Origin of the sequence: Hymenobacter coccineus (genome assembly GCF_001816125.1) — a bacterium.
Classification (GTDB): Bacteria; Bacteroidota; Bacteroidia; order Cytophagales; family Hymenobacteraceae; genus Hymenobacter; species Hymenobacter coccineus.
In genome coordinates, this window is sequence record NZ_MDZA01000188.1 from 22,179 (window position 1) to 45,265 (window position 23,087).

Genomic DNA, 23,087 nt, shown 5'->3' on the forward strand with positions numbered 1-23,087 from the left:
ATCGTTAGGTTCCCGACTTTACCCGAGCATAAAAACATTGACTGAAGATGGGCTGAGAGTGCCCAAAAAGAAGCTTAAGGACTACTCCATCGACTAACTGCCCGTCGATTTTGTGGAAGTGCAACCCGAAGAAGGCCGTCAGTACCTTTTTGTGGCCATTGACCGTACCAGCAAAGTGGCCTTTGCCTGACTGCGGCCGCAGGCCACCAAAATGGCCGCCGCCGACTTTTTGCGCCGGGTGTTGGCCAAGCGGCCGTACCGAGTGCGCACGGTGCTGACCAACAACGGCATTCAGTTCGGCAACCTGCGCCACCAGCTTTGGGCCTTTTGCTACCTCTTCGACCGCGTCTGCACCGAGCATCGCATCGAGTATCGTTTCACTCAGCTGGGCCATCTCTGGACCAACGACTAGGTCGAGCACCTGAACCGCACGATTAAAAAAGCGAAGGTCCTGCGCTACCACTACCAGCCGACGGCCGAGTTGAACGAGCACCTGTAGACCTTTTGCTGGCATAGAACCACGCCAAACGGTTGAAGACCTGAAGAGGCCTCACACCGCACGAATTCGTGTGCGCCCAATGGTAGAAAAATCCCGTTAATTTTAATAACGACCCTAACCACCTTACGCTGGGACTATACACCTAGTTAGCTGCTGCTAGAGTCTGTTATAAACTAACATCGTATTGGGCGAGCATAATGCATGTAAAGACCACAAAATGGAATCGCTGTTCGGGCACTCGTAGTCGCAGCCCAGGCAGCGAAATCGACTTAGCCAGGCAAAACTGCGCTGCACAACCCAGCGGCGGGGCAGCAGCACAAAGCCAGTTTAGCTGTATGGATTCTTAATATTCTGAGAATCGATGTATTAAATAGTTGGGGTGTATTCCGGCTCCTCGCCCGTATGGCCCTGGTTGGCAAAGCCCACCGGCAGACCTGGCCGGTGATTTCCTGCACCTGGCGGCATAACGCGCACACCTGTGCCCGTCCCTACTCATTAGCCGGCGGGATACCGCGCTTAAGAGCTGCCCCAACGTGTCGACGGCAATGTGGGCCTTGCGCCACTTGGCTCCGTCCCAGCCGGCCTGATGTTCGCTTTCGGGTGTGCTTTCCCACGTGTGCCCGTCCAGCACGACGGCGGACGGGCCGGACACCCCGGCAGCAGCCGTTGCAACACGTTCAAATTGTGAACGGTGGCTTCAAGAGTACATGCGTTCCGCCAGCGCGTCCACTGCTGATACATCGGGGCTCAGGGCGGTAGGTTGTGCGGCAAGTAGCGCCAGGGATAGCCCGGGTGGGCCAGGTAGCGAAAGGCGTTGAACACGTCGCGCAACGCATAAGCCCGCCGGGGCACGTCTTTGCACATCAGGCACGGATACGGGGCTACAAAGGCCCACTCTTCGTCTTTGAAATCGCTGAGGTAAGTAAGAACGAAGGAGATACCTCAAATTTTGCTACAAGTTCATAACGGGCGCTAGTCGCCATTTTTTGCCGGAGGTACTACCGAAACCGGGTGTTGATTGGAGTGGGCATTATTTGACTTAATGCATTCGCTTGTCCAAGCTTATGCCACCTCAACCGCACCAGTTTTCACGATCCTAGAACGTAACCTCGCCCGGAAAATCTCGCGTCTGCCCAGTGCCCCGAACTGGAGCGCAATCCTATCTTAACAAGGTAAAAGGGGCGGCTAACGTACAGGATTGATCAATTACAGCTAGTTGGTCCTGTGAATAAAGCAAGTGGTGTAATATTTTTTAGAATAAAACCGAGGCCTTATACTTTTGAATCAATACTAACGGCAAGAATTAGCAATAATAAAGTAGCAGCAATCAACGCTGCACGTGGCCCCGGCACGCAGCTCGGCTGCGGATCAAGTTTGCTAATTGAACGCCTACGAATTGAATCATTTCTGCTTGGCTGTCAAGTTAAGACGATAACTACAACCGACCATAATTATTCCTCACTTTTTTCATAAACTGGCCATGAATCAGTTAGACGACGCTTACTCTGCTGAAAACTACGAATTCAACCCGTTTAGCGAAGAAGAACTCGCTATGATCATGGGTGGCGGCGGGGACGATCAGGCCTTGCATTTTCTGCTTAGTACGATGCAGGAATTCGACGGTACTGACCAACCCCTTTGACGATTGACCACTAATATCCCCTGCCTCCTTCGGGAAGCAAAAGACATGAATCAGCCATTGGTTGATTTATAGTATCTGAGTAATGGCCATTGCTCAGGTATTTGCTCCTCAATGCCACCGAAAGCTCACCGGTTAATTGGTATGGCATTGATAGTTCAATTTTTTCAACCATTCAACCCTTACCCAAGATGAAAAAAGTCATTTTAGCTGACCAGCTGGACCTCAGCAAAGAAACCATCGCCAACCTGACGGAGGAGCAACTCCGCGAAATCGAGGGCGGAGCCGCTGCGGCGGACTTCACCTCGTGTGGCTCGGGCTCGTGCAACCAGACCCACGCTTCGGTAGTCGAGGACGCTAATTAATTAGCCAGTTCACGGTAGGAAATAATTAATCTAATTATTTCCTACCGTGAACTTCGCAAATTCTACTAATTTTTTCAACCATTCAACCCTTACCCAAGATGAAAAAAGTCATTTTAGCCGATCAGCTGGACCTCAGCAAAGAAACCATCGCCAACCTGACGGAGGAGCAACTCCGCGAAATCGAGGGCGGAGCCGCCGCGGCGGACTTCACCTCGTGCGGCTCGGGCTCGTGCAACCAGACCCACGCTTCGGTAGTCGAGGACGCTAGCTAAGGGGGCTGACCTTGCGGTAGGGGGACGGGTGGCTCCGATCCAACCGTTTCCCTACCACAAGTTCAGATCTGTTGCGGCGTATCAGGCGCACTGTAACGTTTGCATTTAGTACTGACTAAATGCAAAGTGCCAGAAATAACTTTGGAATCCGCCTTGAAATACGCCCCTTGGGGCCACTTAAATAGTGATAAAGGGCGCAGCGTTTGAGCAAGTGGGACGGGGTCCGCCGCTAGCGCGAAGTAGCTGACGCTTACCCCTCACTCCAATCTAGCGATTGCAACGATCCAGCATCGTCACAACGAATAGCGGGCAGCTATCCACTACCTCGGTAGTGCGGTATTGCGCACGTCATAAGTGAGAACCGTCTTCACCATTCGTCCCATGAACAACGCGATCAAACCCCTTGATTTTTACTTGCTTCGGTTACCCCTGCTTCCTCTCAGCGGTTTAGGCAAGCTACATACTTGCCTTAATTACGAGGACGTGGCTTCCGTGCTCTACATAGTGTACCAAGATTTGAACGTTCAGGAAGCTATTTATCTGGTCAGCCCCGAATTGTACCAGGAGTTGCTGAAATGGCTAGCAAGGCCATCCGATTGTGCGCGCTCGGAAGACAAGAAGCTGGTGCTGACCCTCTACAAGTATTTGCTGCGCATGAGCAGCCGCTGCACGCCCTACGGCCTGTTTGCAGGCTTCAGCTCTGGAGCCATTACCCCCGCACCCACGCAATGGCGCCTGGCCCCAGTGGACCAGCGCTTTCATAAGCACGTGCGCTTGGACATGAACTACACCACTGAACTCAGCAAGCAGGTGACTGCGGACTCGGCACTGCGCACGAAGCTGACGTTCTTCGTAAATAATAGCTTATACAAGGCTACGGACGCTTATCGCTACTATGAATACCGCATACGCAACAAACGGCGCTATTATTACTTAGTAGCGATTAACGCCTCGGCCCGTGTCGAACAAGTGCTGGGCGCCGCCGCTACCGGCGCGAGCTATCCGCAGCTCATAGCCCTGTTGCAGTGCTCCGGTATCGCTGCGGTAGACGCTCACCGGTTTATTGCCCAGCTAATTGATTCGCAAGTATTACTTTCCGAATTAGAGCCCATGCTAACGGGCGAAGAATTTTACGAGCACCTCGTGGAAAAGGTGGCGACTATCGGGCCACAATATCCCGGCCTAGAGCAACTCATAGCTATCAAAAATTTATTGGCGAGCAAGTGGGTCGGCACGCAAACTTATCAAGCGGTGGAGAGTACCGTCCGGCAACTATTTCCAGCGGCCACCAGCAAAGATCTTATCCAAACGGACCTGCGCATAAATATGACCGCCAATACGCTATGTCAGGCGACGGCCGAAATGCTTAGCGAAGATTTGACGGCATTGGCGGCTCTAGTGAAGGAAGCACTACCAATTGATTTACAAAGTTTTATCAAAAAATTTTACGCTCGTTACGAAGAACAGGAAATTCCGCTGCTGGAGGCGCTCGACAGCGAGACCGGTCTCGGCTACGGCCTGGCCAGTGGGGCAAAAGTGCACCACACGCCCTTGATCGACGATCTGCGTGTACCGGGCAAGGCGACCGTTCGAAAGGTGTCCTGGACAGCATACCGGCAACTGATATTCCGTAAATTCCAGGAAAGTCAGCAATTGGCTACGGCCGTGGTTAGCATTACGGACGCCGACCTGGCCAGGTTGGTCAGCGGCCCGCCTACGAAGTTGCCCGCAACCCTTTTTGCCTTGGGCAGTTTGGTGGCGGTCAGTCCAACGGCCCTGGACCGGGGCGACTTCAAGTTTCACCTGCTTTCGTGTGGCGGCCCGGGAGCCATGACGCTGATGGCGCGCTTCGCGCATGCCGACCCAGCGCTGGCCGCTAACCTAGCCATTTGCGGGCAGCGCGAGCAAGAGGCTTCCGGCGAGGCGTTGCTGGCCGAAATTGTACACTTGCCCGACGCCCGCGTAGGCAACGTGCTCCAGCGCACCAAACTCCGGGAGTACGAAATTCCGTTTTTGGGTAACGCATCCGTGCCCGCCGAGCAGCAGTTTCCAGTAGCCGATTTACTGGTGTCCGTCAGGCAGGGGCGCGTGGTGTTGCGTTCGCGGCGCCTGGGTAAAGAAGTGATCCCCCGCTTGACTACGGCTCATAACTACAGCAAGGGGTTGCCGGTCTACAAGTTCTTATGCGATTTGCATTACCAAGCAACCCCATTCTCCATTAATTGGGACTGGGACACGCTCCAGGAGCAGCCCTATTTGCCTCGCGTCGAATACAAACATGTCATCCTTAGCCGGGCAAGGTGGCACCTTCCGGCCAGCAACTGGGCCGAAGCAGCCGCCATCCGCACGCCAGCGCAGCTACTTGCCTTCCGTCAAGCGCATCGACTACCGGAACGGGTACTCTTGGCCGACCACGACAACGAACTGCTGCTGGACTTTGGGTGTCCACTGGCCGTTGACCTTTTGGCGCAGCAGCTAAGCAAAGGCGCGGTGACGCTGTTCGAGTTCGTACACCCGGCCGGGGTCGGTTTGATAAGCGGCGACCAGCAGGAACAATACGTCAACGAGGTCATTCTTCCATTCACGACCACCACCGCCCGCCCCGCCTCGCCGGTGGCGACAACTGCGGCCCCAGCCGCCGTGCTGCCGCAGCGTTCTTTTACGCTGGGTAGCGAGTGGACGTACCTAAAAATATACTGCGGAGCCAAATGGGCCGATAAAATCTTGACGGAGTACGTATGGCCCTGCCTGCAGCGGCTTAAAGCGGCCGGCCACCTCAAACAATGGTTTTTCGTGCGCTACGCAGACCCTGACAATCACTTGCGATTGCGACTACGCCACGGTACAGCTCCGTACCATTGGGCCGCTATCGTAGACACCTTGCATCACGCCCTGGACGAAGTACAGCAAAGTCGGGTGGTAAGTGCACTGCAGTATGATACTTACCACCGTGAACTGGAGCGTTACGGGGCGGCTACGATGGAATTCAGCGAAACCATCTTTTACCACGATAGCCAGGCAGTTGTGCGCTTCCTGGACCTTATCGGGGGCGACGAGGGCGAACGGTACCGCTGGCTATTTGCCCTGCGCGGCGTTGATCAACTACTCACAGCTTTCGGCCTCACGTTGCCCGATAAGCTGGCTTTGGCCCAGCGAACCTACCAGGACTTCTTTCAAGAGTTCAACGGAGGTGCCCCGCTTACCCGCCAACTCAACGACAAATACCGCGAAGTAAGCCGTACGCTTACCAGCTTTTTAGACCCAGCCCACGACACACCCTATTTGCAGGAAGCCGCCGCAGTATTTGCCACCCGCCAAGCGGCCATGCGAGCCGCCTGCCAGGCGCTTCGCACGAACTGGCCTGACCCATCCCCCACGGCCCCAAACGTTGACGAACAGCTGTCGCTACTACTGCCCAGCTATCTGCACATGTTTCTAAACCGCATTTTTCGGGCCAATCAGCGACTCCACGAGCTAGTGATATACCATTATCTCGTCAAGCACTACACTTCTGTAACGGCTCGAACAAAGCAACTGCAATTAGTCAAAAATTAATAATCGGCTAATTTCCATGGAAAATCGTCCCCTCTATTCGGCCGAAATTACCGAAATTATCGGCACCCCACCTTGGTGGATTATTCGCGCCGGGGGCGGGGTGCTGCTGGTAGTTTTCGTAGCGTGCCTGAGTTTGGCCAGTGTCGTTCAAGTACCCGAACAAAGCAATGCGCCAGTCTTCATCAGTGGCACTACTTCGCCCTACTACGTAAGGCAGATAGCCGGTGGGGCGCGCCCCGCGGCCGCCTCTGGGCAAATAGTGGAGCTAGGGCAACTGTTGGTACGTGGGCCGCTGGACGATGCCAGTGGTATTCGGGCCCCATTTGCGGGACGTTTACGGCTACAACGGCTACCGGCTGCGGCCAGCCCCGGCGACACGATCGGTTTACTCGTGCCTTTGCGCAACGCGTATCGTTTCAATGGGGTGCTTGATTTGGCCCAGGCCAGCACGCTATCCAACGACCAGGCCTTAACCATTCGGGTGACAATGAGCGATCACCCCGACAGTTACCTCTCATTGAGCGGTTACTTGGGCTACGTCAGTCCCGTCGTGCGCCAGGGTCACGTTGCCTGCGTGGGCCAACTTGACAGCTTGTCGAACGTGCTGCTGGCCCGGTATTCGTCGGCGATTACCAATCTTGAAGGCACCCTACTACTTACCAGTAAACGCAAACCTCTGCTGCAGAGCCTATTCAAATAGCTTACCGTCTAGTTTGGCAATGCCATGCTGTCAAACTCTTGCCCATTCTAAAAAATCACTCATATGAAAGCTTTTCTCTGCAATGCATTTCGCCATAAGCTATTGTTTGTAAGTGTCTTGGTGGCCGTCCGCTTCACAGCAGCAGCGCAGCAAGAATTGAAGGGGCAGGCATTCGATCAGCACAACCAAGCGCCCTTGAGTTACGCCACCGTTGTGCTCAAGGCAGGCAATGCTGAAGGGCGCGTCGTGCAGTCGACGTTGGCCGACGAGACGGGCCATTTTAGCCTTAAGATCGGTGCGCCCGGGGGCTACCAACTCAGTGTACTAATGGTGGGATTTGTCACTTACACGCAGCAATTACAACTTGTTGTCGGTAAGCCGGCCCTGGACCTGGGTCCCTTGGGGCTGCAAACAGCGGTCCAGAAGTTGGACGAAGTGGTGGTAACGGGCCACCAGCCCCTCATTGAACAGAAGCTAGACCGCGTCACAATGAACGTGGGCGCAAGTGTATTGGCAATTGGTAATGACGCGTACAACATCTTAGCCATGGCTCCCGCGGTGCAACTCATCGACGGGCGGATCACTTTGCGGGGCAAAAGCAATGTGCTTATTTTACTTGATGGCAAGCGTTTACCCCGTAATACCAACTTGGAAACGCTGTTGGCCAGCATTCCTGGTGACCAAATTGATCGTATTGACCTCATCAGCAACCCCTCCGCCAAGTACGATGCCGACGCATCGGGTGGGGTAATCGAAATATACACGAAGAGAAGCAAAGGCCTGGGCTGGGCCGCCAACGTAGGCGCTAATGCGAGCCAAGGCTACCGGTCAGCGGGCGGAATCAACGGGGGGGTGCGGGCCAGCACGGCCAAGCTGGACATAACGGCTAGTGGAAGCTACACTCACCGTGGCAATGTAGAGCGCGGCTACCAAAACCGTACGCTCTACCAAGGAGCGGTGCCAGTAGGCAGCTTCGCTCAGGCAATAAACTGGGACCGCGAAACCATCGAGAACAGCAATTTTGACGGCAGCCTTAACTACCACCTTAACCCGCGTAACACGATCGGTGTCGACGCCCAACTGCTGCACGCTAGCCTTACGGGGGGAGGGTTGGTAAGTACCACCATTGCGGAGGCCCCAGGCACAACTTTTTCTAATAGCCTTAACAATACATCCCTACGGGCTGATTTGGCCAGCTACAACGTCTTTTATCGGCGCAGCCTGGACACGCTGAACTCCAGTTTAACGCTTGCCAGCAACTTCGCGCGGTATGTTGTTGGACAGCAGCAAACTTTTGACCAATCATTGCTGTCCCCCGGCCAACCAGCGGGCGTGCGCAATCAGTTTCGAAATACGGCCCCCGCCACTTACTCCCTCTACACTAGCGAGGCCGACTATGTTAAGAAGTGGAGTGCGGCGCTGAGCTTGGAAACCGGGATTAAGTACACTCACACTGTCAACAGCAGTTCCCAGGTAACTGAAACCTTGACCAACGACGGGTGGGCCGCACAGCCGCTGGGAGTCCTGGGCCAACTCGGCTACCAAGAGCACATTGCCGCAGGCTACCTCAACCTGAACCATACTGCAGGTAAGCTGAGCACCCAGGTGGGTCTCCGGGCCGAGCGTACCCAGTACCGGGTGATTAGCGGTATTGATTCCAGCTACTTCAATTTGTTTCCGAACGTGCGGGCCGATTACAAAGTCTCAGACCAATATTCAACTTCGCTGGCTTACGCCAAAAACATCAATCGCCCCTCCTACAGCAGCCTGATTCCTTTCGAGTTATTTCTTGATAACTACAATTCGAGTCGGGGCAACGCTTACCTGCAGCCCGAGTATACGCACGGCTTCAGTTGGAACCAGCTCTACAAAGGATACGGCTTACAGTTGGGATATACGCGAACAAGCGGCGCCATTTCCTCGCTCTTTCTCTACGATCCTGCCCACCAACGGTTAATAATGACCGAACGCAATTTTCGGGAGCGCCACCTGAGCAGTGCCACCCTGACGGTGCCGTTGACGCCAGCCAAGTGGTGGAACAGCAGTAACACAGTTGGTGTACTCTACCAAGAACTGAGCTACCCTGACCCCTTCACCGATGGGCTGGTGCGTACGAAATACAAAACGTATTACACAGCTAGTTCCGACAACACATTTCTCCTAGGCAAAAACTGGACCTTGCAAATGTACGGTGTTTATGACTCGCCAACTTTCAATGGCTTGCTGGACTATGGATCGTACTCGTACGTTTCACTTGGAGCAAAGAGAGCATTTTGGAACAAGAAAGCAGCCCTGAAACTAGACGTGGCAGACCTTTTCTACCAGGGGGGCCAGCGGCGGACCTCCGCCGATGTGATACCCGTGGTGAGCGATGGCTTGCTGCGCAACGACACGCGCCGCGTCCGCCTTTCCTTCACTTACAAGTTTGGCAAGACAGACCTAGCCGGTAAGCGCACGCAGACCAAAGGCAATGCCGCCGAGCTAAATCGCCTGGGAATGTAACCCTCTCACGACTATTTCCGCCGTCGCTCCTATGGAAATGCTAAAACTGAACGCGCCACCGGCTATTGCCCCCGCCGACCTGCTGGCAATTATTGTGGAAGCCCTTAATAGTTCGCACGCGCAAACAATGAAAACGTTTGGTGTTGGGCAGGGCAGGGGCGGTTTGATTCTAATCAATTGCCATTATGCGGCTTTCACTGGGCAATCTCACTACTACGACAGGGCACAAGAATACTTGGAGCAAGTACTGGGTCAACTCGATCCGCACGCTTACCGGTCGGATTTCGGCAGCAATTACTACCAAGAGCTGGCCGAACTGGGTCATTTGGTGGGTTACCTAGCCCGGCACGGCCACCTCGCCTGGGACCCGGAGGCGCTACTGAGCACGATTGACGGCATTTTAGAGCAGCGCCTGCACCACTTTCTGGGCCACGGCAACTTCGAGCGCTTGAACGGGGCTCTCAGCGCCGGCACCTATTTCCTGCGCCGAGCACACGCATCGTCCACGGCCCGTTGCAGCCTCGACGCCCTGCTCGACGCCCTGCAAATGCTGCGCGAAGGCGACACATCCACCGGGTATTACTGGATTTGTAGGGTCATCGCCGAGCCGCGCGTTTATACTGGTCTTTCGCACGGTAGTGCCATGATCATCAGTTTTTTGACGGCTCTCCACCAGACTGGCCACCGGACGGCGGAATGCGCAGAACTGCTGCACGGGGCCGTAAAATTTCTGTTGCGCACGCGCATGGACCCCGACCAGTTTTTGTCATCCTTCCCGCTGTGGCGGGGTAAAAACGAACTTACTCCCGACTTGGGTTTGGTATACGGTGACCTGGGCCCGGCTCATGCCTTAGCCCAGGCAGCCTTGGTTCTGAACCGTCCGGACTACCTGGCAGAAGCCGTGGCCGTCGCCCGGCGCACCACCCAGCGTACCAGTCTGGCCACCACCTATCTCCACGACGCGTCGGTGTTCTACGGGGCTTCGGGGACCTACTTGCTATACGCCGGGTTGTATCGGCTCACCGGCGAGGCAGAGTTCGCCGCGGCCGCTGCGTTTTGGTTGGCGCAGATACCCGCCCGGGCCATGCACGGCGGGCCGTACTTGGGCTTCAACTCCTATTTTTTTAGCCGTAGCCCGCCGGCGCAACTGGGCCTTAATATGGGCTTAACGGGCATCGGACTGACCCTGTTGCAAGCGATCTCGCACGGCGAATACGCGCTGGACGAATTCACCTGGCTTTCCTAACTAATTTTTTTCCGCCATGGCTACGCTCCACTTTCCGCATTACCAGCAGCATGACGTCATGGACTGCGGGCCTACCTGCCTGCAAATTGTTAGCAAATTTTACGGCAAGCTATTCAACATCGAGAAAATCCGCTCCTCTAGCCAAATCGGTAAAACGGGGGTTTCGCTGCTGGGTCTGAGCAAAGCCGCCGAAACGCTGGGCATCCGAGCGGTGGGGGGCAACATGACTTTTGAAAAACTGGAACAGCGAGCTTTGCTGCCGTGCATCGTCCACTGGCGTAAAAATCACTTCGTAGTCCTTTACAAAATCAAACGCAATAAGGTTTACGTTTCCGACCCGGCTAGTGGCTTGCACACTTACAGCCGGGAGGAGTTTCTTACCAATTGGGCATACACGTCCATTCACAACAAAGCGGCGGGCATCGTGATGCTGTTAACGCCTACGCCCGCCTTTTATCAGGTTGAAGAAGCCCTGCCTGCCCCCAAGCAGGATATGACCCAACTCTTCCAACACGTGAGGCAGTACAAGTCCTTATTGTGGCAATTACTGGCGGGACTGGGGGTCGGAGTGGGCATTCAATTGCTGCTGCCTTTCTTCACAAAAGCCCTGGTGGACGTCGGCATCCACGATCACGACTTGCACTTTATTCACGTCATTCTGCTGGGGCAGCTCTTTATCGTCCTGGGCCAGATGGCGTCGAGCTCATCCGAGGCTGGGTACTGCTTCACATCACGGCGCGGGTCAACGTAGCGGTGCTTTCCGGGTTTTTGCACAAACTGTTGCGCCTACCGCTTTCGTTTTTTGACACCAAGCTTACCAGTGATATCCTGCAACGCATCGAAGACCATAAGCGCATCGAAGCTCTGCTTACCGGCAGCTCCCTAAACACGTTGTTTTCCGTGCTAACCTTCAGCGTGTTCGGCGTCATTCTTTTTCATTACAATGCCAGCATCTGCGGCGTGTTTATGGGGGGGAGTGCCCTGTATTTTGGGTGGATCTATTTATTTCTGGCTAAACGCAAGCAATTAGACTTCAGCCGTTTCGAATTGTCAGCGCAAAACCGGGCCAAGACAATGCAGCTCATCAACGGTATTTACGAAATCAAGATTAATGACTGTGGTATTCAGAAAATTTGGGAATGGGAGGGAATTCAAGCTAAGTTGTTTCACTTCAACGTGCGTTCGCTGGCCCTGACCCAGTACCAACAAGTCGGAGCAACTTTTCTCAACCAGGTTAAAAACATATTCATCCTGTTCTTGGCCGCCCGCCTGGTCATGAGCAACGTTATGAGTCTGGGCGAGTTGCTCGCGATCCAATTCATCGTCGGCCAGATGAACGGCCCAATCGCCCAGCTGGCAGTATTTCTGCAAACTTATCAGGACGCTCGCATTAGCATGGAACGTCTGGGCCAGGTCCAAACGCTTGAAGAAGAAGAGGTGCCCGGCAAGGCTTATCTACCGACGCTGCCAGCGGGCCGCTGCCTGGTACTTCGCAACGTCTCATTCGTGTACCCAGGAGCCGGCAACAAGTCGACTCTTCACAACTTAAGTTTTACAATACCGGCGGGCAAGACGACAGCCATCGTGGGGGCAAGTGGTAGCGGCAAGACGACGCTGCTTAAGCTATTGCTGCGCATTTGCCTGCCGACCGAAGGGCAAATTTTGGTTGAAGAAGTGCCTTTCGATCAACTTAGTCCCCAGCACTGGCGTCAGCACTGCGGTGTTGTGATGCAGGAGGGCTTCCTCTTTTCCGACACCATTGCCAACAACATCGCATTGCAAGCGGAGCACCGCAGCCCCGAGGCCATCGAGCGGGCGCTACACGTGGCCAACTTGGAGCAGTACACGCGCAGCCTACCGTTGGGGTTGTACACCAAAATTGGGGAAGACGGCAAAGGATTGAGCGGCGGCCAACGCCAGCGGGTATTAATTGCTCGCATGGTGTATAAGAACCCCGACTACATCTTTCTCGACGAAGCCACCAGTGCCCTCGACGCACACAACGAGCAGGTGATCATGGCGCGACTCAACCACTTTTTTACTGGCAAAACGGTCGTTATTGTGGCGCACCGGCTCAGCACGGTTAAAAACGCTGACAATATCATAGTGCTCAACAATGGGGAAATAGCGGAGCAGGGCAGCCACGAGGAATTGGTACAACAGCGGGGTTACTACTACAACCTTATCAAAAACCAATTGGAACTAGGCAATTAGTGCGCAACCCGTTATCTCCATCACCATCCATCCCTGCTGCTATGCCCGACCACCTCCGCTCTTTCGTCACCAAGCTCTGCGCACTGCCGCCGCGTGCCACTGCCCTTCCACCACAGCCTTTGAACGTTCCGGCGCTCTACAGCGTGTTATTCAACCGCGAACTAGAGGCTCAAACCGGGGCCGTCGTCTACAAACAAGCTAGCCAGTTGGCGGCGCAGTACCATAAAGCAGTACAGGCGTGTCGGCAACAAGACTTGGCCGGGGCATTAGCGCATTTGCTAACCGTCGACGCTGCACTTACCGCCGCTGCGCGGGCCGGGCTACCGGCCGTCGCGACCGACTTCGTAACGCTGTTTCGTCTCTCGGCTTGGGGTAACTACTACTACAAGGCTAACAAAGCCGCACGGGCGGTGGAAATCTTGCGACAAGGGCTTGGCCTCAGCGCTGCCCTGGAACGGCAGGGTTACCCTGTTTTCATTTACCGCCGCATCGAACAACTGCAAAATATTGCAACTATCTACTTTCAGCAGCAGCAATACGACCTAGCCAATACGCTGATAAAAAACACGCTGAATTTTGTGCATTCGGGGCGGGTGGCAGGGCTGTTCATCGACGATTGGGATGCGGCGACGTTTCGCAGCATGCGGCTCATTCAGGAGAGCACGCTTGACGAGGGCTTTGGCCGACTGGCCAAGCAGAACACGCAACTCATGGGGCACGCTACCTACGGTAATGCGTACTATTGCCAAACTTTTTTCCAGGATCTACTCCAAACCCTGGAAACAGATACCTATAATCGCGCAGTGCTCTACAACTGGCTCTACGTCAAAGTCGCCTACCACGAGCAGGGACCGGATGCATTTTATGAGTACGCCCTGAGTTTCTTTTCCGATGCTAATATTGCCCCGCAGTACGATGGCCTCAAAGCCAACCTGTTGGCTCAGGCCGTCTGGGAGGTTAAACAGCACGCCCCCCGGGACAGGCAGGAATTGATGGATGCCATTCGGCATTTCTCGCTTACCAACCTGTTAGAGCCGGGTGGCCAACCCTTGAAATTAGCGGCGTAACAGCACTCAACGCCTAGCGAAGCCGGGCGGATTTGGCAGTATTTTGTTGCAGTAGCTGCGGTTGCCCTTAACTTGGTGACCGGCTATGCTCAAGGAACTCTACGATTTTACGCCGCAATTGATTCTGCGCACACCGGCGCAGCCCTTCACGCTGGCCATTGACGAGTCCGCCATCTGGGCCGCCTTGCACGAGGGGGAGTTTATGGAAGCGATTTACCTCGCTTCGCCTGTTTTGTACGAAGAGTGTGAAAAATGGCGCCGGGGCGAGTTAACGAACGCCCGGAAACTGACGCGATTGCAAAGAACGCTCGCCCGGTACTACGCCCGCCGGAGCAGCCGGAGCACGCCGTTTGGCCTTTTTGCGGGTTGCTCACTCATCGAATGGGGCACGACGAGTCGCATCCGGCTTGCCCCTAATAATTCCGGTCGGCACACGCGCTTGGATATGCATTACCTGTGCGCACTGGGGCAGCAGCTGGCTGGAACCGACGACGTAAGGGCCCGGCTGCGTTACTACCCCAATACGAGCCTGTACCGACGTGGCAAAGAACTGCGTTACGTTGAGCACCAGTACAACGGCGGCGAGTGCCTCCACCAACTCAGTGCAATAGAAGCCTCCGCACCCGTGCTGCACGCGGTGGTCGCTGCTGCTCAAGGCCCTACGGGGTATGAATTGGTGGAAGGCCTACTTGACGACGAGTGCGAGCGGGAAGATGCCACTGCCTTTGTGCAGGAACTCTTACGGGCGCAGGTATTGGTGAGCGAGTTGGCGCCAACAGTAACGGGTCCCGAATATTTTTTCCATTTGCAAGCCGTCTTGACGCGTTTATTGGGCAATGAGCCGAACTCACCGGGCCGCGCCGTTACCCAGCGGCTCGCAGCGGTAGGGCAGCAATTGCAGGACCTGGATCAACGGCGCGTCAACACTGCAACCGACTACGAACGCATCGTGGCGACCCTAACGCCGCTGGGCGTGCCTATTGAACCGGGCAAGCTTTTCCAAACCGATGCAACGCACGGACTTGCCGGGGCCGCGACGCTGGACGTGGCCTTGCAGGCAACGCTGCTAGAAGCGGTGGAAGTATTGACCTACTTGGCTCCCTTGTCCCAGAATTCTCGATTAGAGGAATTTATTCGCCGTTTCGAAGCTCGTTACGAAGGACGAGAGGTGCCGCTACTTGAGGCCCTGGACACGGAAAGTGGCTTGGCGTACGCGACGGAGGGCGTTAGCCGCTACTCTGCCCTCGTTCACGATCTGGTATTGCCCGAGCGCGCGCTCCCCACTGCGCTTCCTCCAATCCATCCGGATACGGAGCAGTTGTTACGCCGCAAGCTGAGCGAAGCCGAGCGAAGCCGGGGATACAACGTGACCCTTACCCTGGCTGAACTCCAAGCGCAGCGGGGGCCAGCCGCTGGTCACCCCCTAGCTCCCTCCATTGGGATACTGTTTCGTCCACTAGATGCCACACGGGTGATAGTAGAAAGCGCCAGCGGCTCCAGCGCCGTCAACTTGCTGGGCCGGTTTGCGCACGCTGAGCCCAATATTGATGCGCTCATCCAGCGGGTCACCCAGCGCGAGCAGGCCTGCAATCCAGAGGTAGCTTTCGCGGAAGTCTGTCACTTGCCAGTAAACCGCATCGGCAACTTACTTCAGCGGCCCCATTTTCGGGCCTTGGAGATTCCGTACCTGGCCCAATCTGCCCTGCCGGCCTCGGGGCAAGTGCGGGTGCAAGAACTAACGTTGACTGTTCGGAACGGACAAGTGGTGCTGCGGGAGCGCAATACCAATCAACGCATTATTCCCCGGCTCAGCACTGCCCATAATTTCAGTGGGGCCAACGCATTGCCCGTGTACCAATTTTTGTGTGACCTGCAGACGCAGGGCTTGCAGACCGATTTGGGCTTTACTTGGCGCAGCGTGGCCCCGGCCGCCAAGTTTTGGCCTCGCCTTACCTGCGGGCTGGCCGTGCTGGCGGTTGCCAGTTGGCAGTTCAATGCCGCCGACTTGCAAGCGCTGGTGGAGTCTTCCTCCGCCGACTTTGCTCAGCGATGGGCCGCCTTCCGGGGGCAGTGGCAACTGCCACGCTTTTTCACTTTGGCGGAAGGCGACAACGAGTTGTTTGTCGATGCCGACAATGCGCTGCTCTGCCGCGTGTGGCTCGATGCAATCCGACAACTCTCCATCGTTTTGTTAAAAGAGTTTTTATTCGACCCGCCTGCCAGTCCCGTGAGCGACGTTGCCGGCCGGCCTTACGTGCCGCAGTGCATCGCATTGCTAGTGCGCCAAGCTTCGTGCTACGCGGCGAGCGCTCCCGCAAGCGCTCCTGCGACCGCTCCAGTACCGGTAGCCGACGCCGGGGCCGTGCAACGGGAATTTGCCATCGGCTCGGAGTGGTTGTATTACAAGCTATACTGCGGACAGCTAACGGCGGATCGCGTGTTAATGGAAGCCATCCGGCCGCTGGCGGCTGCGTTGCGGAAGCAAGGCTTGATCGATAACTGGTTCTTTGTACGTTATGCAGATCCCGACAGCCACCTCCGCGTGCGTTGGCACTTGCCCATGCCCGAACGAGTGGGCGAAGTGATTTGCTTAGTGGCGGAATACTTGCAGCCGCTCAGCGGCGACGACGCTATCTGGAAAATACAAACCGATACGTATCGCCGCGAACTGGAACGCTACGGCGGAGTTGCTGTTCTATGCGCAGAAGCCTTGTTTGGGTACCAAAGCGAGGCCTTGCTTGCATACTTGGCTACTCCTGCCACCGAAAAAGTCAGTTCCGAACCTTGGCTTTGGGGATTGGGAGCGATCGAAGACTTGTTGACGGCTTTCGGCTGTTCGCTGGCCCACAAGCTGGCCCTGCTGCAAACGTTAAAAGAAGCCTACGCGCAGGAATTTGGGATGACCAAAGAATTAAAACGGCAACTGGATGCCAAGTACCGCGCCGCACGGACCGCTGTAGAGCAAGCCCTGCGGCCCCACAGTGCCCCCTTGGCCGCGCCTTTGGTGGCCGTTGCTCAACGCATCGCGCAGTTAGAAAAGCAAGGTCAACTAAAAATGCCAAAAACTGCTCTCTTGAGCAGCTACGTGCACATGCTCCTGAACCGATTGTTACCGGCCGATGCCCGCCTTCACGAATTAGTGCTCTACGACTTCTTGTTTCGCCATTACCAATCGCAGCAAGCGCGGTCACGACCGTGAGTTACTTCTTGCTGCCCATAACTTTCTCTTGCAAGGCTTCAAAGAACGCGTTACGGTACGTATCACCCAACGGTATACACGCTTTTACGCCCTTGGTTTTTATGCCCTTTAGCAGGATTTGATTGCCATCGACCGCCCGAATTTCATCGAGCGCCACCAGGTACGATTTGTGTACGCGCATAAATTGCTTGGCGGGCAATCGGTTTTCCAAGTCTTTCATGTTGAGCAGGGTCACAATTTGTTCTTCACTGGTCTGGATCGACACATAGTTTTTCATGCCCTCGACATAAATGATTTCATCGAAGTTGACCTTGATCATCTTGCCCTTACTCTCGGTCTTGACAAAAACATAATCGGCGGCCTTCTCCGCGGGCCGCCACTGCAACGACGGCTCGATGGACGTGTTAAGTGCCTTCTGAGCTGCTTTCAAGAAACGTTCAAAAGCGATGGGCTTAAGTAAGTAATCCAACGCATTGAGTTCGAAGCTTTCAACGGCGAATTCGCTATAAGCTGTGGTGAGAACAATCCGAGTTTTCTCCGTAACGAGGCGCATTAGGTCCAGCCCTGATAGCTGTGGCATATGGATGTCCAGGAAAAGAAGATCGACAGGCTGGCTTTGTAAAATCCCAAGTGCTTCCAGCGGGTTAGTGGTTGTGCCAACCAGGGCTAGGAAAGGAGTTTTCTCAATAAACGTGCGGAGAATGTCGATGGCGCTTTGTTCGTCATCCACTACGAGACAAGTAATCATATGCTAAAGCGCGATGTTTATAATACATGTATAATGGTTTGGTTCGTCGTTTGTTATGAGTTCGTAACGATCTTTGTATAACAACTCCAGGCGTTGCCGCGTGTTGGCTAAGCCGATGCCCGTACTTTTTTCTTTAGGCCCGTGCCGCTTTTTGTTGTGGGTTTCAAACGTCAGACGATTTTGGACAACGGCCAAGCGAATAGTCAGGGGATGAGCAGGATCGGCCAACTCGCCGTGCTTAAAGCAGTTCTCGACGAAGGTGATTAGCACAAGCGGAATAATCATTAAAAATTGGACGTTACCCAGCACCTCAAAATTAATTTGCAATTGATTATTAAAACGAAGCTGGTTAATGGCAATGTAATTGCGCAGGTGCTTTACCTCATGCGTTAGCATTACTTTACCGTTGTTGTCTTCATGTAACGCGTAGCGCATCGTTTCCGATAGTAGAAGAATGCCCCTAGCCGCGTTCTCGGAGTGTGGATACACTTGGGCATAAAGAAAATTGAGGGAATTAAAAAGAAAATGAGGGTTTATTTGGTTTTTTAAGAAGGCTAGGTTGGCCTCCATAAGGCTTTTCTCGGTCACACGCAGTTGTGCTTGCTGCCGCTCTTTCTGCTGTCCTACCAGGATGGCGTTGCGCGTAAACCAATACCCCATGCTCGCGAATTGAAAAAACATCCCGCGGTAGACCGCCAGTGCCCAAAACCGGCCGTAGGAATACGTGGAACCCGGCGTTGGAAACCCGAGCGCGGGGGCCAAATGTAAGTTGATCTCGCAACGCAACAAGCCGTAAACGGCCAAGAGTAGCAGCACGGCAATGGCATAGCGCCAGACCCACCGGTGGGTCTGGGCGTAAAGCCGGGGTAGGACAAAATTGCTGTTAAAATAAAATAGTAATACGTTGAGTGAGTAGACCGGGACAATGAACCAGAAGTTATAGTGCGTATTGTCTGTAAGAAGGATGACCACCTCTTCGTAGGTGAAGAAGCCGAGCCACGACAGCAAGTGAATCAGAAAAGGCTTTGATACGGGCCTTAGGACTGACTTTAACATTTGGGGAATATGTCGCATTCGGCTAAAGTAGTTGGGACGCACGTAAACGAGGCCCGTTGCCTCGCTGGCCTGGGTTTCGTGACCGGATAGTCTGAGATAATAATGGGGGATGAAAAGCCGCTTGGTCCCGGGCAATGGCGAGTTGGTGTAATACTTTTTGAGGGGCAAAGCGGGCCTGATAAGTTTGTTTTAGTCGACGCAGATAGCGAGACTTTTCAACCATCATCAAAAAGTGAGCACCCATGAAAAACATTGACTCGTCCACCAAATTCAAGGTCACCAGAACTATTATTACACGTTTTGTTGCCGTTAGCGGACGCAACAATTACGGTAGCACGTCCAGCCTTACCTCAACTTACGAGCGGCGTTGATTCGATTTATGCTGCTTATTTATGGCCAACGATATGCCCATTGGACTTATTCTTGGGTGATAGGTGATTTGACGACGAGGAAATGAATAACGCAGTAATTATTATTAGTTAAACTTTTGGGTATTAATAATGACTGCTGATCATTCTCCCTCTGCTGGTGGTAAGCCATTAGGACAAGAGGTGCGACCACTGCTTACTGGCCTCAATCAAAGCTGGCAGCAAGTGCACCGCATCCTGGCCGGACTGAACTGGCGAACGTGCGCCCCGCCCGACTTACTGGGGTTGGCTGCTTACCATTACTGTGTGTACAAAGCCTTCGGGCAATCGTCAGCCGCCGTGGTGGCCCAACGCCTTTTTAAGCAAACTTTCGCTCAACTCGTTGGCCAACTTCTTCCCGCGCCGGCCATGCCAATGACGCGGGCTTGGTCAGCCGATCAGCTGGAACAGGCCTGCGCAGCTGCGTGGCTCGGGGCCCGTTTTACGGCCGCAGGCCTCAGTTCTGCCCCGGCTTTGCTGACCACCTTGGATCCGCTGCTGCAGCGGGAAGCATTGCGCCTGTGCTCGCAGCCGGAACCCGCCAGCCGGCGCAGTTTTTCCCGAATATTACGCTACTTTAGTTTGCGTCTGCCCGATGCTCGCAGTCACTTGGTGTCCCTGCTGGATCCGTCAAGAATGGCGGTTATTTTACCTGTTCCGACGCTATCAGCCGTGCCAGAACCACTGCAGTTGGGACTGGACGATGGCTTAGCTTCGGAACTGCTGCTGCTCATCGAACTCTACCAGGCCGGACTACAAGATGACGTTATTGTGCGCCGCGTGCGGGAAGGGATCCAATATTTGCTCGCGCTCAGGCGTGATGTCGATTTCTTAGAGCAAAAATACTCCGTTTTTCCCTCCAGCGTACACCCCTATTTCCAAGAGGCAACCTACGGGGCCGCCTTGGGCTGGCCCAAAGGTGACCTCGGCCAAGTGCTGCTGCTCTACGAAGCGAACCGGCTGCTTGGAGACAACGAGTTGGCTAAAATTGCGGAGCTTATCGGGCTTAACACTCTGTTGCGGACTAGCCGGGAAGCCACTGATGTAATCGGTGCACAGTTTTATCAGGGTGCGGCCGGGGTAGCCCACTTGTACCGCCGGCTATACCAAGTAAGCGGGCAGGTGGCATATCGCGAGGGACAGTATTTTTGGCTTGACCGAACGCAAATTTGGTTGGACCAAGAACTGGCGAGCGGTTCCTATTCTTATGAACACCGCAAGGGCAACTTGTCGCACGGGCTAGTGGGCATCGGCTTGGTGTTGCTGTGCGAAGTGGCGGGAATGGAGTGGAATTGGGAAACCTCTTTACTCTGAGAATTTAGAATGATGGCCTTGGTTAAAAATTTAGTACAAAAGTACGAGTTATAACGGGCCTTTATTGGATGGTTTTACCGAGGGCGCTTCCAGCGCGTGGAGGCGATTTTTTTGGGCTTTTCTGGCTGACCCTTATTGGACTACTTGTTAGTGAAGATTGCGCTGTCTAACGTATCGAGAATTATAAGACACGTTTCTTGGCTAGAACAGGTCTTCTTGACCGCTATTGCCCCCTTATACTACGCCAGCCAAGTAGTAGGTCAAAAATGCGGGGCTGTCGTGGACCTCCCCCATTTGAACCGGACAAGACCCTTGTTATAACAGCGCTTGCAATCGGTCTGCGGTCGTAAGAAGCCCCGATGTGCGCAGGCTGCCGAGTACTTCCAACGCCGTTTTGGGCGGTTTCTTCAAGTAGGCTACTTGTTGCCGAAAAGCTTCTAAGGCTTGGGTTGGGTAGTGGTCCAGTAATTGGCTAATAAACGCATCTGGGTGCTGCCGCTCGATGCCCAGCGTGGCTAAGTAAGGCGCCGGGAAATCCTTTAAGTTGGCCGTGACAATCACCCGGGCCTGACTCCGCAACGCGGCAGCCAACACGTGCCGGTCATTCGCATCTGGCAGGGTGAGGGTGGGAATCAGCGCTTTATAAGCCGTGACTTGCGCGTCGGGAAAGGCCTGCTCCATCAAGGCGATGGTGCGCTGCAATTGCGCCGCCGTTAAATCGGGCCGGTTCACCAGCAGGTTTCGACTCCATTCTTCCTGGATTTGAGGCGTCCATTTGGGCTGGTATAAGTCGGCGGCGGCGAGTTGGAGCAGCAGGTCCCGCAGGGGTACCGGATACAACACACAGGCATCTAGGAGGGCAATGGAAGCAGCCACGCGACTAGTCGTAGCCCAGCTGCAAGTCCTGGGCCTGTTGCGCGAGCAGTTGCAGGTGGTGTTGCCGGTGGGCCAGCTGCTGGGCTTGGTAGGCCAGTACATCCGCTACGCGTACCCGCCGGTGGCTGCCCACTTTGACAAAGGGGAGCGCCTTGGCTTCTAAGAGCTTGACCAGATGCGGACGGGAAACGTGGAGCAGGTCGGCGGCCTGTTGGGTACTGACTTGCTCTTCGGCCACGACCAGCGAAACCTCCTGTCCTTGCGCCATACTCGCTAAAATGACGCGTAGGAGTTCCAACGCCTTGCGGGGCACCGCAATGGCTTCTTCACTGGCTTGTAGGCGCAATTGAACTTGATGCGTCTGCTTGCTTGGCAAGGCCGCCGTAAAGCGCGACAGCGAGTTACTGGCCACCTGCTGGTCGCGCAGCGAAGGAGTTGAATGAAGGGTTTCCATAGGGAGAACGGCGAACGGCCACGGCCAGCTAAACGAAATAAACGAAACAAAGATTGCCTGAAAAAATGACTCCGGCGCTGGTGGGCCGTTGGATGGAGCAAAATCCCGTTGCATGACGTGCCAAGCGCAGTGTTTTTTCAGGAGGGACGGCCTTGGTTAAAAGTTTGGTCCAAAAGTTAATTGGGGAGCTTACCAACCGCCCATTTTACGCTACTGATAGTGCGCTCTCACCGCAGAAAACCTGCCCCTAACGCATCCAGGAGGCCATTTATGGAGTGGAAGTACAGTTTTCCCATCGCGTAGCTAGGTTAACTGTACTTTGATTGCTGAACAAGTTTTCTGAACCAAATCGGCTTCTTTCGGTACCAGTTGCCCGTTCTGCAGATGGTTGGCTCACTTGTTCATTTATAGGGAGGTTTCACTGAACAACAGAGCTCCCTGACCTATGATTGCACTATTTTGAAGGGGATTGCTGCGCTCGGAATCAACCTGTTTAACCTTTGAACCAAACTTTTAACCAAGGCCAAGATTGATTCTAGATTACTCGGTACTACGTTTGAAAGCTATATGCAGAAAGAAGGTCTAATTTATTCTGAATAAGACCTTTTTTCTGCATTAATGGTACCGTTCTAAGAGATTAGGTATTTGGCTACCGTACTGGGCGACATCTTCAGGGCCCGGCCGATGACCTGGTTCGAGGCCACGCTGGCCTTGAGCCGGCGCACCTGGTCGATGAGTTTCTGGCTTTTGGTGGGGGCCCCAGCTCGATGCCGGCCGCGCGCTTCTTGTCCAGGGCCGCCTTGGTGTTCTCCCGGATCTTGATCAGGTCCTGGGCGGCGATGGTGGCCAGCATCGAGACGATGACGTCGCCGAAGGGCCCCAGCGAGTCGAGGTAGGGCTCGGTGAAGGACTTGTAGGCCACGCCGTGGCTAGCCAGCTCCTTTAAATACTTCAGCGTGGCCAGGGCCCCCTCG

General features: G+C 54.6%; 18 protein-coding genes and 1 pseudogene. 12 read left to right on the forward strand and 7 right to left on the reverse strand.

Features of this window, described 5'->3' with window-relative positions:
• Positions 1-4: 4 nt before the first annotated feature.
• Both BEN49_RS26885 and BEN49_RS11920 read right to left on the reverse strand, forming a co-directional pair.
• On the reverse strand, positions 5-493 hold the full coding sequence (locus tag BEN49_RS26885) for a hypothetical protein (protein WP_125916801.1): 489 nt from the start codon (positions 491-493) through the stop codon (positions 5-7).
• A 172-nt stretch (positions 494-665) separates the two neighbouring features.
• Positions 666-1,438 (reverse strand): annotated as a pseudogene (locus BEN49_RS11920) (transposase).
• A 541-nt stretch (positions 1,439-1,979) separates the two neighbouring features.
• Here BEN49_RS11920 and BEN49_RS27930 point away from each other — a divergent pair.
• The 11 genes from BEN49_RS27930 (at position 1,980) to BEN49_RS11955 (ending at position 17,258) form a co-directional block, all read left to right on the forward strand.
• Positions 1,980-2,141 carry a hypothetical protein gene (locus tag BEN49_RS27930; RefSeq protein WP_158022875.1) on the forward strand — a complete coding sequence of 54 codons (162 nt, stop codon included), beginning with the start codon at positions 1,980-1,982 and terminating at the stop codon, positions 2,139-2,141.
• Positions 2,142-2,329: 188 nt separating this feature from the next.
• The gene (locus BEN49_RS27935; protein WP_158022877.1) at positions 2,330-2,503 is read left to right on the forward strand and encodes a class I lanthipeptide; all 174 of its coding nucleotides are present in this window, start codon (positions 2,330-2,332) and stop codon (positions 2,501-2,503) included.
• Between the two features lie 98 nt (positions 2,504-2,601).
• Complete coding sequence (locus BEN49_RS27940; protein ID WP_158022879.1) at positions 2,602-2,775, forward strand: class I lanthipeptide; 174 nt, start codon at positions 2,602-2,604, stop codon at positions 2,773-2,775.
• Positions 2,776-3,156: 381 nt separating this feature from the next.
• Positions 3,157-6,330: a lantibiotic dehydratase gene (locus tag BEN49_RS11925; RefSeq protein WP_070743716.1), complete on the forward strand. Its 3,174-nt coding sequence runs from the start codon at positions 3,157-3,159 to the stop codon at positions 6,328-6,330.
• A 16-nt stretch (positions 6,331-6,346) separates the two neighbouring features.
• Positions 6,347-7,030, forward strand: a complete 684-nt coding sequence (locus BEN49_RS11930; RefSeq protein WP_070743718.1) for a hypothetical protein — start codon at positions 6,347-6,349, stop codon at positions 7,028-7,030.
• Positions 7,031-7,093: 63 nt separating this feature from the next.
• Entirely contained in the window at positions 7,094-9,532 is a 2,439-nt protein-coding gene (locus tag BEN49_RS11935) for a TonB-dependent receptor (protein WP_083326026.1), read from the forward strand.
• A gap of 31 nt (positions 9,533-9,563) precedes the next feature.
• Entirely contained in the window at positions 9,564-10,778 is a 1,215-nt protein-coding gene (locus BEN49_RS11940; RefSeq protein ID WP_070743724.1) for a lanthionine synthetase LanC family protein, read from the forward strand.
• Between the two features lie 16 nt (positions 10,779-10,794).
• Complete coding sequence (locus tag BEN49_RS30530) at positions 10,795-11,529, forward strand: cysteine peptidase family C39 domain-containing protein (protein WP_317040443.1); 735 nt, start codon at positions 10,795-10,797, stop codon at positions 11,527-11,529.
• A gap of 2 nt (positions 11,530-11,531) precedes the next feature.
• Positions 11,532-12,992, forward strand: coding sequence for a peptidase domain-containing ABC transporter (locus tag BEN49_RS11945; protein ID WP_317040444.1), 1,461 nt, complete (start codon positions 11,532-11,534; stop codon positions 12,990-12,992).
• A 41-nt stretch (positions 12,993-13,033) separates the two neighbouring features.
• Positions 13,034-14,059 (forward strand): hypothetical protein, encoded by a 1,026-nt coding sequence (locus tag BEN49_RS11950; protein WP_070743727.1) that lies wholly within the window; start codon positions 13,034-13,036, stop codon positions 14,057-14,059.
• Between the two features lie 85 nt (positions 14,060-14,144).
• The gene (locus BEN49_RS11955) at positions 14,145-17,258 is read left to right on the forward strand and encodes a lantibiotic dehydratase (protein WP_070743730.1); all 3,114 of its coding nucleotides are present in this window, start codon (positions 14,145-14,147) and stop codon (positions 17,256-17,258) included.
• Between the two features lies 1 nt (position 17,259).
• Here BEN49_RS11955 and BEN49_RS11960 read toward each other — a convergent pair whose 3' ends face one another.
• Both BEN49_RS11960 and BEN49_RS11965 read right to left on the reverse strand, forming a co-directional pair.
• Positions 17,260-17,988 carry a LytR/AlgR family response regulator transcription factor gene (locus BEN49_RS11960; RefSeq protein ID WP_239691915.1) on the reverse strand — a complete coding sequence of 243 codons (729 nt, stop codon included), beginning with the start codon at positions 17,986-17,988 and terminating at the stop codon, positions 17,260-17,262.
• 21 nt (positions 17,989-18,009) lie between these two features.
• Complete coding sequence (locus BEN49_RS11965; RefSeq protein WP_158022881.1) at positions 18,010-19,014, reverse strand: sensor histidine kinase; 1,005 nt, start codon at positions 19,012-19,014, stop codon at positions 18,010-18,012.
• A gap of 722 nt (positions 19,015-19,736) precedes the next feature.
• Between BEN49_RS11965 and BEN49_RS11970 the strand changes: the two genes are divergently transcribed.
• Positions 19,737-20,783: a glycoside hydrolase family protein gene (locus BEN49_RS11970; RefSeq protein ID WP_125916805.1), complete on the forward strand. Its 1,047-nt coding sequence runs from the start codon at positions 19,737-19,739 to the stop codon at positions 20,781-20,783.
• Positions 20,784-21,098: 315 nt separating this feature from the next.
• On the opposite strand, the gene BEN49_RS11975 is transcribed toward BEN49_RS11970, so the two are convergent.
• The 3 genes from BEN49_RS11975 to BEN49_RS11985 all read right to left on the reverse strand — a co-directional run.
• On the reverse strand, positions 21,099-21,659 hold the full coding sequence (locus tag BEN49_RS11975; RefSeq protein WP_070743740.1) for a PIN domain-containing protein: 561 nt from the start codon (positions 21,657-21,659) through the stop codon (positions 21,099-21,101).
• Positions 21,660-21,663: 4 nt separating this feature from the next.
• Positions 21,664-22,113 carry a helix-turn-helix domain-containing protein gene (locus tag BEN49_RS11980; RefSeq protein WP_070743742.1) on the reverse strand — a complete coding sequence of 150 codons (450 nt, stop codon included), beginning with the start codon at positions 22,111-22,113 and terminating at the stop codon, positions 21,664-21,666.
• Between the two features lie 670 nt (positions 22,114-22,783).
• On the reverse strand, positions 22,784-23,087 hold a 304-nt coding region (locus BEN49_RS11985), incomplete at its 5' end, for a recombinase family protein (protein WP_141765658.1).